Here is a 14,461-nt window from a genome sequence, read left to right on the forward strand (position 1 = left end):
CCTTGGGGAAGGGCGGCGTGCGCCGGCCGCACGCCGGTCGCATTCCTTCCATTCCATCTCTCTCCCAGGCCCGCAAGCCCGCCGCGTTCCGGCTGCCAGCACGCCTCGGTCCTTCGACCCGAGTACGCGCATGCATCCCGTTCCCAGCACCCTTGCCCTTGCCCTTCTGCTCGCCATTCCGGCGGTGAGCGCTGCCGCCGACACCGCACCGGATGGCGCAGCCGATCCGCAGTCCCTCGTCGCCGCCGCCGCGGCCGCCGGTGCGGCCAACGAGTTCGACCGCATCGTCGTCACCGCCACGCGCACCGAGCGCGCGCTGGACGACGTGCCGAACGTGGTCACCGCGATCGACCGCGAACAGATGGATCGCGAGCTCGTCCGCGACCTCAAGGATCTGTTCCGCTACGAGCCCGGCATCACGGTGACTGGCGGTGCGGGTCGCTTCGGTGGCATCGGCGACATCCGCATCCGTGGCCTCGGCGGCAATCGCGTGCGCATCGAGACCGACGGCATCGCGGTGCCGGATGCGTTCTCGATCGGCAGCTTCTCCAACGCCAACCGCAACTTCGTCGATCTCGACACGCTCAAGGCGGTGGAAGTCGTGCGCGGTCCCGGCAGCGCGCTTTACGGTTCGGACGCGCTGGGCGGCGTGGTCTCGTTCGTCACGAAGGATCCGTTCGATTATCTGGGCGAGGGCAAGGACGCCTACTTCGGTCTCAAGCTCGGCTACCTGGGCGAGGACGACAGCCTGTTCGGCAGCGCCACCGCCGCGTTTGGCGGCGAGCGCTGGTCGGGCCTGGTCGCGGTCGGCCACCACCAGGGCCAGGAGCGCGAGAACATGGGCGAGAACCGCAGCCGCAACAGCTCGCGCACCGCCCCGAATCCGCAGGACAGCGACGGCCGCAGCCTGCTGACCAAGCTGGTGTTCGCACCGAGCGGGAACCAGCGCTTCAAGCTCACCGTCGAAGGCAACGAGGATAGCGTCGATACCGACGTGCTCAGCGCGCTCGGCGACAGCTCGACGATCCCGAACACACCGCCGTCGGTGCGCGTGGCCTCGCAGACCGGCGACGACCACCAGACCCGCGCACGCGTCGCGTTCGCGCATGAGGTCGACGCGCTCGACACCGCGTTCGCCGACTCGCTGCAGTGGCAGATCTACCGCCAGGACAGCGAGACCACGCAACGCACGCGCGAGGAACGCGCCACGCTGCGCAACGGCGTCGCGATCAATCCGGTGCTGCGCGAGCGCGAGTTCAACTTCGACCAGCGCCTGTACGGTGCCGATGCGGTGCTGCACAAGGATTTCCGCACGGGCTCCGTCGATCATGCGCTGACCTATGGTGTCGAATTCACGCGTACCGATTTCAAGCAGAAGCGCGATGGCCGCGCGACCAACCTGCTCACCGGCACGGTGACCAACGTGATCTCGCCCGACACATTCCCGGTGCGCGACTTCCCCGTCAGTGAGACCTCGCAGGCGGCCTTGTACGTGCAGGACGAGATTTCGTTCGCCGGCGGCGAATTCCGCCTGATCCCGGCGGTGCGCGTGGATTACTACAAGCTCGATCCGGAACTCGATCCGATCTTCGCGCAGGACAATCCCGGCGTGGCCGTGGCCGATCTCAGCGAGACCAGCGTGTCGCCGAAGCTCGGCGCGGTGTGGCACTTCACCCAGGACTGGTCGCTGTTCGGCGGATACCAGCACGGTTTCCGCGCGCCGCCCTATGGCGACGTCAACCTGGGCTTCACCAATCTGCAGTTCGGCTACACGGCCATCCCGAATCCGGACCTCAAGCCCGAGACCAGCGATGGTGTCGAGCTGGGTCTGCGCTTCTCCAATGAAGCCGTGTATGCGGAAGTGTCCGGCTACTACAACCGCTACGACGACTTCATCGAGTCGGCGTCGCAGGTGAGCCAGCCGCCGCAGACGCCGCTGATCGTGTTCCAGTCGCGCAACATCGCCGATGCGGAGATCTACGGCATCGAGGCGCGCGCCGGCGTGGACCTGGGCGCGTACAGCGAAGCGCTCGCGGGCTGGTCGATCAAGGGCGCCGCCGCGTGGTCGAAGGGCGAGGACCGCACCACGAACGTGCCGCTGTCGTCGATCGACCCGCTGCGCGCCACGCTCGGCGTCGCGTACGACCGCGACACCTGGGGCGTGGAACTCGCCGGCCGGTTCGCCGCGCGCAAGGACGAACTTCCGGCCGCGAACCAGTTCGAGATCCCCGGTTACGGCGTGCTCGACCTGCTCGCGCACTGGAACTTCGCGCCGGGCGCGACCTTCGACGTCGGCGTATTCAACCTCGGCGACCGCAAGTACTGGGACGCCGGCGACGTGCCGGCCGGCACGCTCGCTGCCAGCACCGTCCTCGACCGCTACACCAGCCCGGGCCGCAACGTCGGCGTGAGCCTGGCGGTGAGCTGGTGACTGCAGCGATGCGTGCCACCGCCCGAACCCTCCAACTGTCCACCCTGATCGAGCCAGCCATGAACACCAGCCTGCTCTACGCTCCGTTGCTTGCCCTCCTGCTTCCCGTCGCCGCGCATGCGGCGACCACCGACACCGCGCGCGACCGCGCTTCGATCCTGGCGATGCAGGGCGAGTACATCGTCGACTTCGCCTTCGACGAAACCGTGCTGCTGCAGCCGGGCTACGAGCGCCATCCGGCGATGCGCAGCGGCGGCAACGAAGTGGTGATCGTGGTGGAGGACTCGCCGGCGAAGATCGTGCTGCAGCACCTGCTGGTAGACGAGAAGAGCGGCCATGTGACCAAGCACTGGCGCCAGGACTGGACCTACGAAGCGCCCTCGCGCTTCGAGTTCAGCGCGGACCAGACCTGGCAGGTGCGCGCGATCCCGGCGGCGACGACGCAGGGCGCGTGGACGCAGTGCGTGTTCGAGGTCAGCGACGCGCCGCGTTACTGCGGCACCGGCAAGTGGACTTACGACAACGGCGTGGCGATGTGGACCAGCGACCTGAGCTGGCGTCCGCTGCCGCGTCGCGAGTACACCAAGCGCAGCGACTACAACGCGATCAGCGCGGTCAATCGCCACACGCTCACGCCGGGCGGCTGGACGCACGAGCAGTTCAACACCAAGGTCCTGCGCAAACCGGATGGCACGCAGGTCGAACTGGCGCGCGAGTTCGGTTTCAACGACTACCAGAAGACCACCGAGGTCGATTTCAAGCCGGCCTACAGCTACTGGAACGGCACGAAGGACTACTGGGCGAAAGTGCGCGCGCGCTGGGAGCGCTTCCTCGGCAAGTCGCCGGGGGTGCACCTGAAGACCAAGATCGACGGCATGGCGATGATCATCCCGCTGTTCGAGCAGGCCGGCGAAGTGGAGAAGGGCAAGAAGGTCGCCGACGGCAAGATCGACGCCGTGTTCGCCAAGTGGGTCGAGCCGGCGACGGACAGCGTCGCGACGAAGTAGGCGGGAGCCCGGATCCGTCGCCCGGCGGCGGATCCCGGCCTGTTTCGACAACGCAGGTGCGTCGCGACGACGTCGCGCGCAGGGAGAGGGAAATGAAAGCCTGGATGATGGCCGCGCTCGCGGCGGCGGCACTGTCGGCGCCGGCCCATGCGAAGGATGCGAACGACTTCGGCGTGCTGGTGATGGCGCACGGTGGCGGTCCGCAGTGGAATCGTGAAGTCGGTGACGCACTGGCTCCGCTGGCGCGGGAGCAGCCGCTGGAGATCGCGTTCGGCATGGCTGATGCGGCCAGCCTGCAGGAAGGCGTCGAGCGCCTGCAGGCGCAGGGCGTGAAACGCATCGGCGTGGTGCGCCTGTTCGTCAGCGGCGAGAGCTGGTACGAACGAACGGCGCAGATCGTCGGGCTCGCGCCAGGCGCGCCGCCGCGTCCTGCCGTGGGCCATTCGCAGCACTCCGGGCATGGCGAGCATGGTGGGCATCGCATGGAGTTCTGGCGACTCGACAGCAAGGCCGAGTTCGCGATGAGCCACGAGGGCCTGATGGACGCGCCGGAAATGGGCGAAGTGCTCGCCGAGCGCGCGCGTGGACTGAGCCGCGATGCGGCGAAGGAAGACGTCCTGATCCTCGCCCACGGACCGGCCGACGACGCCGAGGATGCGCGCTGGAAGGCGCAGCTCGATGGACGTGCCGAGCGCGTGCGCGCGGCGTTGCCGTTCCGTCGCGTGCAGGTCGAAACCCTGCGCGAGGACTGGCCGGACAAACGCGAAGCGGCCGAAGCGCGCATTCGCGCCTACGTCGAGCGCGCGAATCGCGAAGGCGGACGCGCGCTCGTGGTTCCGTTCCGCGTGCAGGGGTTCGGTCCGTACGCGAAGGTGCTCGCGGGCCTGGACTACGCGTCCGACGGTCGCGGCCTGGTGCCGTCGCCGCAACTGACGCAGTGGGTGCAGCGCCAGGCATCGCAGCTGCGCACGCAGTTTCCGGCCGCTGCCGGATCGGCTGCCGCCGCGCCCTGAGCGGCGCGGCGACTGCCTGCAGGTGAAGCGAGTCGTTAAAGGACGACGTCCGCCGCGATGACCATCGACAGCGCGTGTGTCGGCGGCGCGGGGGGCGCGGGCGGCGCCGGAAGCGCGCTCGGCGGCGAAGGCGGTGCCGGCGTCGCGGGCGGCGCCTTCGGAGCGGCCGGAGGCGCGGGCGGTGCGGGCGGCGCCGGGGGCACCGGCAGGCGCGCCATCTTCGGCACCGTGATCTGCGTGTTCGCGCTCTTGCGATCGCGCAGATAGGTCACGCCGACGCGGCTGCTCTCCGGCTTGCCGCGCAGTGCGGCCATCGCCTCGCGCGGCGAGTTCACCGGCTTGCCGTCGATGTCCTGGATCACGTCGCCCGATTCCAGGCCGGCCAGTTCCGGACCGGTGCTGAGCACGAGCACGCCACGGTTCGCGCCGAAGTAGCGGCCGAGCTTCGCATCCACCGTCGCCAGGTTCAGGCCGTTCCAGCGGAACGCATCAGCGAGCAACGGCAGGTGGCAGTCCTCGCCATCGCAGTCGCCGAGCGGGCCAAGGCGGATGAGTTCGGTGCGCACCTGCGGCGAGATCAGCGGCAGCGGGCGCTCGACCGGCCTGCCGTCGACGTCGCGGAACATCAGCACGCGTTCGCCGAGTTGCGGCGTGGCACGCACGGTCGCGGCGCGTCCGTCGCGCGTGTAGGCGAGGGCGACGGCCGAGTCGGTGTCGAGCTTGCCCAGCTGTTCGCGCGCCTGCGCGAGGCGTGCCTCGGACGTGGCACCGTCGAGCTTGCCGCCGTTGATCGAAGTGAGTACGTCGCCCGTGCGCAGGCCGGCCTTCGACGCGGCGCTGTCCGGCGTGACCGCGGCGATGCGCACGCCGGCCTTCGCCTCCGGTGCGAGCACGACGCCGAGCACTGGGCGCTGCACGAAACGACGTTCGAATTCGCGCTCGAACACGGCACGGTCGAAGTTCGCGTTGCCGCGCGTGAGTTCGGCGTAGCGCTTGGCGGCGCGGTTGAGCTCGGCGCGCGCGGCTTCGACTTCCTTGGTGTCGGCGGCGTCCTTGCCGGTGGTCTGTGCACTGGCGGCGCAGGCGAGGAGCAATCCCAGCGAGGCGGCCAGCAGGGTCGGCTTGGAACGGAACGGGATCATGGGTGCAGGGTCCTGCGGCGGGTGGAAGGTGAGGAATCAGTCGACGCTGACGAGCGCGCCGTCGTAGCGCTCGCCGTGGGTGGTGAGCCAGCGCTGGGTGGTTTCGACGCCGGCCAGTTCGCGCAGCGTCGCCACGCGTTCCTGCCACAGCAGCGTGCGATCGGTGTCGGCCAGGCCCGGCTGCGAGAGCGAGGCATCGATGCGGCCGATGCGTTCGTCCAGTCCAGCCGCGAGCGAGGCGGCATTCGCGGACGCGACGCGGTCGTCGCGCGCCAGCGCCACGAGCGCTTCGAGCTGCGCGGATTCGGACTGCAGCGACTGCACGTCGGCGAACGTGTCGGTCTTCGACGTCGCGGCGGTATCGGACGAAGGCGTCGCGTCTGCGACCAGGCGGCGTGGTTCGACAGTGTGCGGCGGCGCGGTCGGTGACGGGCGCCGCTTGCGCGGCGTGGCGGCCGGCTGGTGCGCGACCGCTTCGTCGACCTTCGGCGCGACCGTCGTCGTCGCGACGGCGGGCGTCGTGTCGATGGTGCTGGCGGAGGCGGGCGAAGGCGTCGTGGCGATCGGAGCCGCCGTGTGTGCGACGGTCGGCGCCGGCGCGTCCGGCGATGCAGGTTCGCGCATCAGCATCGGCACCAGCGCGACCGCCGACACCGCGGCGGCGGTCGCCAGCCACAGCGGCCAGCGCGCACGTCGCGCCTGCGCCGTGCGTGTGTTGCCGCCGCGCGCATCGAGTGCGCGCGACATGCGGTTCCAGCCGTCGGCCGGCGGCGCTTCCATCGGCAACGCGGCGAACGCGGTGCCCCAATCGGAAGGCGTGGGCTTCAGGGTGTTTTCGGCGTCAGGCATGGGCCTTCTCCGGTTTTAGGAGCCTGTCTACGGCCTTTCCGAGGCATCGCGTTGCCCCGAGGAGGCAGCCAGGTGGTGTTGCGCGCCGCCGCGCCTTGCTGATTGCAAGGTCAAGGCGTGCGGCGCCGCATGGCTGCCTCATCGGGGCAACCCACAGGGCCGGGGCTGCGGGCCTGCAGCGCTGCGTCATCACTCGGTCGTGTATCGACATACGCTTCCTCGTTCTTCCTTGCTCTGCAGGCCCGCAGTCCCGGCGCGAGCCTCGGAAAGGTCGTAGACAGGCTCCAACAGTTCGCGCAGGCGGCGACCGCCGCGCGCGAGCTGGGATTTGGAAAAACTCGGCGTGCGCTGCATCAGCGAGGCGATCTCGTCGTGGGTGTAGCCCTCGGCGTGGTACAGCCACAGCACGCTGCGGGTCGAAGCAGGCAACTGCGCGAGCGCGCGCGTGAGCGCGGCGGCATCGGCGGCTGCGGCGGGCAGCGGACCGGGATCGACCGCCAGCTCGTCGCCGTCCAGCGGCACGTCGGCAACGTGGCGACGCTGGCTGCGCATTCGCATCAGCGCCTCGTTCACGGCGATCTGGCGCACCCAGCCCCAGAACGGGCTGCCGCCGCTGCCGCGGAAATCGCCGAGCTTGGCGTGCACCTTGATCATCGTTTCCTGCAGCACTTCGGCCGCCTCCTCGCGATCGCCGCCGTACGCGCCCCCCAGCATCCGCAGCGCGAGGTTGAACACGGGGCGCTCGAACCAGCGGTAGAGCTGCTCGAACGCCGCCCGTTCGCCGCCGCGCGCACGCGCCAGCAGGGCGTCGGGCACGTCGATGGCGAAGCTGCTCCGGGGCGCGGACGTCTCGGCTGGCAGGGGCACGGGATCTGGGGTCGGCGGCATGTCATTCCCCTAGATGCGGAAAGCTCCCGGACCGTCGCAACGGCGGTTCGGCCTATACTCGATCCCACTTACAAGGAGGGGATCATGGACCTGGGTGTAGTGCTGAGCGTCGTCCTGCTGTTCGCTGGCGTGGTCCTGGTTCTGAAGGCGGTGCGGATGGTGCCGCAGGGGTATGAATGGACCGTGGAGCGCTTCGGGCGCTACACCCATACGATGGACCCGGGTCTGCACTTCCTGATCCCGATCGTCTACGGCGTCGGCCGCAAGATCAACATGATGGAACAGGTGATGGACGTCCCCAGCCAGGACGTGATCACCAAGGACAACGCCGTGGTGAAGGTGGACGGCGTGGTGTACTTCCAGGTGCTCGACGCCGCCAAGGCGGCCTACGAGGTCGCCCAGCTCGAGATCGCCATCCTCAACCTGGTGATGACCAACATCCGCACGTCCATCGGCTCGATGGACCTGGACGAATCGCTGTCCAAGCGCGACGAGATCAACGCCAAGGTGCTGGTGGCCGTCGACGCGGCGACCCATCCGTGGGGCCTGAAGGTCAACCGCATCGAGCTCAAGGACATCCAGCCGCCGCGCGACCTGGTCGATTCGATGGCGCGGCAGATGAAGGCCGAGCGCGAGAAGCGCGCCAACATCCTGGAGGCCGAAGGCCATCGCCAGGCGGAGATCCTGCGCGCCGAGGGCGAGAAGCAGGCCGCGATCCTGGAAGCCGAAGGCAAGCGCGAGGCCGCGTTCCGCGAAGCCGAAGCGCGCGAGCGCCTGGCCGAGGCCGAGGCCAAGGCGACGCAGCTGGTGTCGGATGCGATCGCCAACGGCAACGTCAACGCCATCAACTATTTCGTCGCGCAGAAGTACATCGAGGCGTTCAAGGCGCTCGCGGAAGCGCCGAACCAGAAGTTCGTGATGATGCCGATGGAGTCCGCCGGCGTGATCGGCTCGCTGGCCGGCATCGCCGAGCTGGCGAAGGAAGCGTTGGATCGGCAACCGCCGCGCGCGGTGCCGCCGCCGCGCGCGGGAGGCTGACGCATGCAGTGGAACTGGCAAACCGTGACCTGGGCCGTGGTGGCGCTGCTGCTGTTCGCCGCCGAGGCGATGGCGCCGGGTGCGTTCATGCTCTGGCTCGGCTTCGCCGCGGCCGCGGTGTTCGTGATCGTGCTGGCGATTCCGGGCGTTCCGGTGCTGGCGCAGGTCGCCGCTTTCGTCGTGCTCAGCTTCGTCTCGATCCAGGTCTACCGCACGTGGTTCCGCGGACGCGAACCGCGCAGCGACCAGCCCGCGCTCAACCGCCGCGCCGACGCGCTGGTGGGACGCGTGGTGCCGCTGGAGCGCGCCATCGTCAACGGCCACGGTCGTGTGCAGATCGCCGACGCGTACTGGGACGTCACCGGCCCCGAGCTGCCGGCCGGCGTCGCGGTGCGCATCGTCGCCAGCCGCGGCATGAGCCTGCTGGTCGAACCGGCGGGATGACCTTCGCAGGATCCATGCGCGCGGCTATCGCCCTCGTCTGGATCCCTGCCGGCGCGTTGTGCCTCGCGGTCGCCTTCGCCGCGTCCGCGTGGGCCGGCGAACCGGACCTCGTCGGCAAGATCGTCCCGCCGTATCCGAAGGGTTACACCTCCAACACCGGAAGTTGCGTGGGATCGGGCAGCGATCCGGAGCAACTGTGCGCGCGCAGCATCGTCACGCTGGATGCAGAGGACGACCGCACGCTGCAGTTGCTGGCGGCGCAGTTCGTCGACCGCGTCGGCGACGAGCCGCGCTGGCGCATCACCGACTCGGTGCCGTATCCCGCGCTGCGCCGCGACGAACTCGTCGCCATCGCCACCTGCCAGCGCGATGGCGTCGACGACGCCGGTCTGGTGGCGATCATCGACACCGGCGTGGAGGGCGCGTCGGGTCTGGACATGCTGCCGGCGGTGCGCTGGGCGGTGCGGCTGGACCGCAAGACCGGCCGCTTCATGCGCGTCGCGCCCGGCCGCGTGCGCTGCTACAACGAAGGCTCGAGCGAGTAGGCGCCGCGTCGCGGCTCCATGCGCCGGCGTAGGTCGCCGCGCGTTCTGCCGTGCATAGGGCGCTTCTGGGATAATCGCGGGCTCGCTCCCGCACAGGCACCGCCATGACCCAGAAGACCATCCTCAATCAAACCCACCGCGACCTCGGCGCCAAGATGGTCGACTTCGGTGGCTGGGACATGCCGATCCACTACGGCTCGCAGATCGAGGAGCACCACCTGGTGCGCCGCGACGCGGGCATGTTCGACGTGAGCCACATGACGGTGGTCGACCTGCGCGGCGCGCGCGTGCGCGAATTCCTGCGCCGCCTCGTCGCCAACTCGGTCGACAAGCTGAAGGTGCCGGGCAAGGCGCTGTACACCTGCATGCTCAACCCGCAGGGCGGCGTGATCGACGACCTCATCATCTATTTCCGCGACGACGAGTACTTCCGCCTGGTGGTCAACGCCGCCACGCGCGACAAGGACCTGGCGTGGATCGCCGAACAGGCGAAGGCCTTCGATGTCAGCGTCACCGAGCGTCCGGAGTTCGGCATGATCGCCGTGCAGGGTCCGAATGCGCGCGAGAAGGTACTCGGCATGCTCAACGATGACGATCGTGCCCCGGTCGCCAAGCTGGGCAAGTTCGCCGCCGCGCAGGCGCGCACGCGCGACGGCATCGAGGTGTTCGTGGCCCGCACCGGTTACACCGGCGAGGACGGCTTCGAAGTGATCGTGCCCGAAGCGCAGACCGTGGCGTTCTGGAACGCGCTGCTCGATGCGGGCGTGAAGCCGGCAGGCCTGGGTGCCCGCGACACGCTGCGCCTGGAAGCCGGCATGAACCTCTACGGCCAGGACATGGACGACGCGGTGTCGCCGTACGAAGCCGCGCTGGCCTGGACGGTCGCCCTCGACGAAGGCCGCGACTTCATCGGTCGCGGCGTGCTCGAACAACAGAAGGCCGGCGGCGCGCCGCGCCAGATGATCGGCCTGGTGATGGACGAGAAGGGCGTTCTACGCCACGGCCAGAAGGTGCTGACCGACAACGGCGAAGGCGAAATCCTCTCGGGCACCTTCTCGCCGACGCTGGGCAAGGCGATCGCCTTCGCGCGCGTGCCGGCCGGCGTGCCGGGCAACGTCCGCGTCGACATCCGCGGCAAGGAAGTGCCGGTGCGCGTGGTCAAGTTCCCGTTCGTGCGCGACGGCCAGCCGCAGGAAGGCGTGCTGGGCTGAGCCGCGCGTGGCGCGCGCCGGAGAGCATCCGCGCGCGCCATCCCGGCCGATGTTCTACTCTCTGTCGCACGTCCCCCGGCGCCGTTAAACTAGGCGCAGTTCCCAGCAGCCCCCGCACAGGTTTCGAGGCCCGTCATGAGTGAAATTCCCGGCGATCTGAAGTTCATGAAGTCCCACGAGTGGGCCCGCGTCGATGGCGACGGCAAGGTCACGGTCGGCATCTCCGATCATGCTCAGGGCCTGCTGGGCGATCTGGTCTACGTCGAGCTGCCCAACGTCGGCGAGCGAGTCGAGGCGGGCAACGCCTGCGCCGTCGTCGAGTCGGTGAAGGCCGCGTCCGACGTCTACTCCCCGGTCAGCGGCAAGGTCGTCGCGGTGAACTCCGCCCTGACCGACAAGCCGGAAACCATCAACGAGGACGCCTACGGCGAAGGCTGGATCTTCACCGTCGAGATCGACGACGCCGACCAGCTCAACGAGCTGCTGGCGCCGGACGACTACTCCGAGCTGCTCGAAGAAGAAGACCACTGAGTCTTCCGGCGCGGTCGTCGCGCCGACGAAATCCGGTCTCCTCGACCGCTGCACCGGCCGCCTCGTGCGGCCGGTTCTGTTTCCGGCGTCCGCAACGACGTCGATGCGCGAGCCCACGATTTCCAGGTTCGCGGCAGCCCAGCGCGGCGCAATTGCTGCCCAGGCGCGGCGATGCGCTCATCCTCACCTGCTCCCCGCGATGCGTCGTCCGCACGCCGCGCCTCGGGCTTCGTCCGGTTTCGTGATGGGCGGGTGATCGCGTGCTCGCTTCGATCGCGATACGGCATCGCGCCAGCTTGCCTTGCATGTCCGAACTGCTGGCATGGCGTGATCGGACAGGCCGCGATGCATCGTCGAACTCACCCGCTCGACGCACCACTCGACGTCTTCGACGATGTCGTTCGCATGCCTCGTGTGCGCTTCGAGGGTATGCGCGAAGGTGGTCGAGGCGGTCGGAGAGTTCGCGCACTTTCGCGCAAATGGGCGTGTTGCGACGCGAAACAGACCGGCTCGGAGGATGATCGATTCGACCCGCTCGCGGACGCGACGAGGGTGGTCGAAGGTCGGCGACGCGCTTCGTCGGAATCCGTCGGCGAGCGCATGCGACGCGCGCGTGCTTTCAGTAAACCCCTTAAAAAAAGCATTTTGTGAAACGCGTGTGGCGTGTCGCTCGATTCGAGCGTCGTCGTCGAAGCGTCGCGACGACCGTCGTGGAGCTTGTCGGCCGGCGACGACGCGGCGACACGGCCGAAAAAAAAATGAGCGAAGTTATTGACAGCCCGAAAAAGCGTGATTAGGTTTCGCCCAGCAGACGTTTCCTGCGGAAGCGAGTGAGTACAATCAAAGCGACAACTCGCGGCACAAAACGAACCTCCGACCGGGCAGTCGAAACGGTGGACGCAGGGTTCGCTTCCCCCGAGAAAAGTCGTATCGCGTCGCAGGCGCACATCATCCAACCCGGTTCGCTCTCTCCGAGCGCCGGGTTTTTGTTTGCCCGCGGGGGTGGGCAACGACGAAATCCGTTCCGGCGCGCCTGGCGCGTCGGCGGCTGCACGCGGGTCCGACTCCCGCGGCACTGGTGGGTTCACCAGACTGGTTCTACTGGGCTATAGACCTGCACGACCACTGATCAAGACTGATCAACCACTGACGAGGAGCCATCCCATGGCCATGAAGAAAGCTGCGAAGAAGAAGCCCGCCGCCAAGAAGGCTGCGAAGAAGGTCGCCAAGAAGGCCGGCGCCAAGAAGACCGTGAAGAAGGCCGCCAAGAAGGCGACCAAGCGTCCGGCGAAGAAGGTCGCGAAGAAGGCCGCGAAGAAGACCGTCCGCAAGGCCGCCAAGAAGACCGCCAAGAAGGCGACCAAGAAGGTTGCCAAGAAGGCTGGCGCGAAGAAGACCGCCAAGAAGACCGTCCGCAAGGCCGCCAAGAAGGCGACCAAGAAGACTGGCGCGAAGAAGGCTGCCAAGAAGACCGCCAAGAAGACCGCCAAGAAGGCGGCCAAGAAGACTGGCGCGAAGAAGGCTGCCAAGAAGTCCAGCCGCAAGAAGGCGACCAAGAAGTCGTCCGTGGCTTCGATGCCGGCGACCCCGGCACCGATGATCTAATAAAAGCCCCGATACACCGTAATCGAGCTCTCTCCCCGCAGCCCAGGCGGGGGGAGAGTTTTTTTTATGGGCCATCGAAATGCCGGCATGTCGCCGTCGATGTGTCCTGGCGCAGGATGTCCCTCGACTCGCAGGCGCGATCGCTGCGACCGATCAGGATCGCCGTGTCTCGGCTGCCTCGCGACCCCATGAACGACAACGCCGCCCGAAGGCGGCGTCTGGCAGGTCGGTGAAGCGCGATCGCTTAGCGCGGTGCGGCGCTCGCGGTGGATGCATGCGTGCCCGGTGCGTTGGGCGATTCCGCTTCCGATGTGTCGGCGTACAGCGTCGGGTCGATGCGGTCGTCGAGCCACTGGCCCTCAGGCAGGCCGAGCGCGCTGTCGAGGATCGTGGGCAGCAGGCCCGACGGCAACGAGCTTTCGCTGTTCCAGAGCAGGGCCACGCCGAAGTCGAGTTCCGGCACCATCGCGATCAGGCCGCGATAACCCTGCACGGCGCCGCCGTGGAAGACCACGCGATGACCGGCGTAGTCGTAGGTGCGCCAGCCCAGTGCATAGCCGGCCGAATTGAGGCGCGTACGACGCCACGACGAACCGCGGATCTCGCTCGGCGTGTCGACCAGCGGCTGGTGCAGCGTCGCCAGCAGCGGCGCCGGCAGCACGTCGGGACGATGGCCGGTATGCGCCAGCAGGTACTGCGCCATGTCGCTGGCGCTGGCGTTGACGCCCGCGGCCGGCAGCACCTGGTAGTAGGTGGTCTTGGGCATCAGCGACACCCAGCCGCCGCGACCGCGTACGTGCGGACGCGCCCAGCTCGGGCTGGCCTGGATGCCTTCCAGGCCCAGGCTCGCGTCGTTCATGCCGAGCGGCTTGAAGATGCGGCGCTGCACTTCCTGCGCGTAGAAGTCGCCGGTGGCGGCGAACACCACGTCGCCGATCAGGCTGAAGGCGACGTTCTGGTAGCTGTAGCACGTGCCCGGCGCGCACTTCATCGGCGCATACGCGAGCCGCTGGGTGAGCGTGTGGTAATCGACGTACTGCTCCAGGTCGCGGTCGAACGCGTTGTGGGTCAGGCCGACGCGATGGCTCAGCACGTCGGCGACGGTGAGCTGCTGCGAAGAGTACGAGTCGCTGAGGCGGAAGCTCGGCAGGTAGCTGGTGAGCTTGCTGTCCCAGCGCAGCGAACCGTCGTTGACCAGCAGGCCCGTCATGGTTCCGGCGAAGCTCTTGGACAGCGACGCGAGGCGGAACACGGTGTGCGAGTCCACCGGCTGCGGACGGCTGGTGTCGGTGATGCCGAAACCGCGCGAGCTGATGATCTTGCCGTCATGGACCATCGCCATCGCCAGACCCGGCACGCGATTGCCGGCGACGAGCTGCTGCGCCATCGACTCGAACTGGCGGACATCGAAGCCGGTCGGAAGCGGCGCGGCCGGAGGCATATTGACGGGACGCACGACGGCGGTCGTGCCGATCGCGGTGGTCTGTGCAGCGACGGGGCCACCGCTGTGTTGCGGCGTCTGTGCAGTGGAGCCCAGGGTGAGCGGAAGCAGCAGAGCGACTGCACCTGCTCGGGCCAGGATGCGGGAGTGCCGCTTCTTATTGCTTTTCATGGCCGACGCCCCTGCACTACATGTCGGCCGGATAATAACGCCGATCTCAGGGGGTGAGGCAACAGTGGCCACCAGGCCCCTGATTTCGCAGGCTTTAGTGCGCTCCATCGCAGTTCCCGGCCCACCCTCCGGGCCATTCACGAAT

General features: G+C 68.2%; 13 protein-coding genes. 9 read left to right on the top strand and 4 right to left on the bottom strand.

Annotation, left to right across the window (positions count from 1 at the left end; all coding sequences use genetic code 11):
- The first annotated feature begins 130 nt into the window (after window positions 1-130).
- From FOF45_RS10585 to FOF45_RS10595, 3 genes are all read left to right on the top strand, one after another.
- Window positions 131-2,431, top strand: a complete 2,301-nt coding sequence (locus FOF45_RS10585; RefSeq protein WP_158984644.1) for a TonB-dependent hemoglobin/transferrin/lactoferrin family receptor — start codon at window positions 131-133, stop codon at window positions 2,429-2,431.
- Window positions 2,432-2,490: 59 nt separating this feature from the next.
- Window positions 2,491-3,438 (top strand): DUF6607 family protein, encoded by a 948-nt coding sequence (locus tag FOF45_RS10590; protein WP_158984646.1) that lies wholly within the window; start codon window positions 2,491-2,493, stop codon window positions 3,436-3,438.
- Between the two features lie 92 nt (window positions 3,439-3,530).
- Complete coding sequence (locus tag FOF45_RS10595) at window positions 3,531-4,451, top strand: CbiX/SirB N-terminal domain-containing protein (RefSeq protein ID WP_158984648.1); 921 nt, start codon at window positions 3,531-3,533, stop codon at window positions 4,449-4,451.
- Window positions 4,452-4,486: 35 nt separating this feature from the next.
- Here FOF45_RS10595 and FOF45_RS10600 read toward each other — a convergent pair whose 3' ends face one another.
- The 3 genes from FOF45_RS10600 to FOF45_RS10610 all read right to left on the bottom strand — a co-directional run bounded on the left by FOF45_RS10600 (window position 4,487) and on the right by FOF45_RS10610 (window position 7,330).
- The gene (locus FOF45_RS10600; protein ID WP_158984650.1) at window positions 4,487-5,593 is read right to left on the bottom strand and encodes a PDZ domain-containing protein; all 1,107 of its coding nucleotides are present in this window, start codon (window positions 5,591-5,593) and stop codon (window positions 4,487-4,489) included.
- A gap of 36 nt (window positions 5,594-5,629) precedes the next feature.
- On the bottom strand, window positions 5,630-6,442 hold the full coding sequence (locus tag FOF45_RS10605) for a hypothetical protein (protein ID WP_158984652.1): 813 nt from the start codon (window positions 6,440-6,442) through the stop codon (window positions 5,630-5,632).
- A 189-nt stretch (window positions 6,443-6,631) separates the two neighbouring features.
- Window positions 6,632-7,330 (bottom strand): RNA polymerase sigma factor, encoded by a 699-nt coding sequence (locus FOF45_RS10610; protein ID WP_158984654.1) that lies wholly within the window; start codon window positions 7,328-7,330, stop codon window positions 6,632-6,634.
- An 84-nt stretch (window positions 7,331-7,414) separates the two neighbouring features.
- Here FOF45_RS10610 and FOF45_RS10615 point away from each other — a divergent pair, with 84 nt between their 5' ends.
- The 6 genes from FOF45_RS10615 (at window position 7,415) to FOF45_RS18520 (ending at window position 12,704) form a co-directional block, all read left to right on the top strand.
- Window positions 7,415-8,368, top strand: coding sequence for an SPFH domain-containing protein (locus FOF45_RS10615; protein WP_158984656.1), 954 nt, complete (start codon window positions 7,415-7,417; stop codon window positions 8,366-8,368).
- Window positions 8,369-8,371: 3 nt separating this feature from the next.
- Window positions 8,372-8,812, top strand: coding sequence for an NfeD family protein (locus tag FOF45_RS10620; RefSeq protein ID WP_158984658.1), 441 nt, complete (start codon window positions 8,372-8,374; stop codon window positions 8,810-8,812).
- Entirely contained in the window at window positions 8,809-9,357 is a 549-nt protein-coding gene (locus tag FOF45_RS10625; protein WP_158984660.1) for a hypothetical protein, read from the top strand. Before FOF45_RS10620 ends, FOF45_RS10625 begins: the two co-directional genes overlap by 4 nt.
- Before the next feature lie 104 nt (window positions 9,358-9,461).
- Window positions 9,462-10,568, top strand: a complete 1,107-nt coding sequence (gcvT, locus tag FOF45_RS10630; protein WP_158984662.1) for a glycine cleavage system aminomethyltransferase GcvT — start codon at window positions 9,462-9,464, stop codon at window positions 10,566-10,568.
- Window positions 10,569-10,703: 135 nt separating this feature from the next.
- A complete protein-coding gene (gene gcvH, locus FOF45_RS10635; protein ID WP_158984664.1) occupies window positions 10,704-11,099 on the top strand; it encodes a glycine cleavage system protein GcvH in 396 nt (131 codons plus the stop codon).
- 1,164 nt (window positions 11,100-12,263) lie between these two features.
- Window positions 12,264-12,704 (top strand): hypothetical protein, encoded by a 441-nt coding sequence (locus tag FOF45_RS18520; protein WP_158984666.1) that lies wholly within the window; start codon window positions 12,264-12,266, stop codon window positions 12,702-12,704.
- Between the two features lie 244 nt (window positions 12,705-12,948).
- Here the strand turns inward: FOF45_RS18520 and FOF45_RS10645 are convergent, their stop codons facing one another.
- On the bottom strand, window positions 12,949-14,316 hold the full coding sequence (locus FOF45_RS10645; RefSeq protein ID WP_158984668.1) for a serine hydrolase domain-containing protein: 1,368 nt from the start codon (window positions 14,314-14,316) through the stop codon (window positions 12,949-12,951).
- Window positions 14,317-14,461: the final 145 nt, after the last annotated feature.

It is taken from the genome of Lysobacter panacisoli (assembly GCF_009765165.1).
In the GTDB taxonomy this organism is placed as follows: Bacteria; Pseudomonadota; Gammaproteobacteria; order Xanthomonadales; family Xanthomonadaceae; genus Lysobacter_J; species Lysobacter_J panacisoli.

Bases quoted from the DNA above. Each gene is read 5' to 3' on its own strand.
- FOF45_RS10585 (WP_158984644.1), top strand. From the start codon at position 131: ATGCATCCCGTTCCCAGCACCCTTGCCCTTGCCCTTCTGCTCGCCATT.
- FOF45_RS10590 (WP_158984646.1), top strand. From the start codon at position 2,491: ATGAACACCAGCCTGCTCTACGCTCCGTTGCTTGCCCTCCTGCTTCCC.
- FOF45_RS10595 (WP_158984648.1), top strand. From the start codon at position 3,531: ATGAAAGCCTGGATGATGGCCGCGCTCGCGGCGGCGGCACTGTCGGCG.
- FOF45_RS10600 (WP_158984650.1), bottom strand. From the start codon at position 5,593: ATGATCCCGTTCCGTTCCAAGCCGACCCTGCTGGCCGCCTCGCTGGGA.
- FOF45_RS10605 (WP_158984652.1), bottom strand. From the start codon at position 6,442: ATGCCTGACGCCGAAAACACCCTGAAGCCCACGCCTTCCGATTGGGGC.
- FOF45_RS10610 (WP_158984654.1), bottom strand. From the start codon at position 7,330: ATGCCGCCGACCCCAGATCCCGTGCCCCTGCCAGCCGAGACGTCCGCG.
- FOF45_RS10615 (WP_158984656.1), top strand. From the start codon at position 7,415: ATGGACCTGGGTGTAGTGCTGAGCGTCGTCCTGCTGTTCGCTGGCGTG.
- FOF45_RS10620 (WP_158984658.1), top strand. From the start codon at position 8,372: ATGCAGTGGAACTGGCAAACCGTGACCTGGGCCGTGGTGGCGCTGCTG.
- FOF45_RS10625 (WP_158984660.1), top strand. From the start codon at position 8,809: ATGACCTTCGCAGGATCCATGCGCGCGGCTATCGCCCTCGTCTGGATC.
- gcvT (WP_158984662.1), top strand. From the start codon at position 9,462: ATGACCCAGAAGACCATCCTCAATCAAACCCACCGCGACCTCGGCGCC.
- gcvH (WP_158984664.1), top strand. From the start codon at position 10,704: ATGAGTGAAATTCCCGGCGATCTGAAGTTCATGAAGTCCCACGAGTGG.
- FOF45_RS18520 (WP_158984666.1), top strand. From the start codon at position 12,264: ATGGCCATGAAGAAAGCTGCGAAGAAGAAGCCCGCCGCCAAGAAGGCT.
- FOF45_RS10645 (WP_158984668.1), bottom strand. From the start codon at position 14,316: ATGAAAAGCAATAAGAAGCGGCACTCCCGCATCCTGGCCCGAGCAGGT.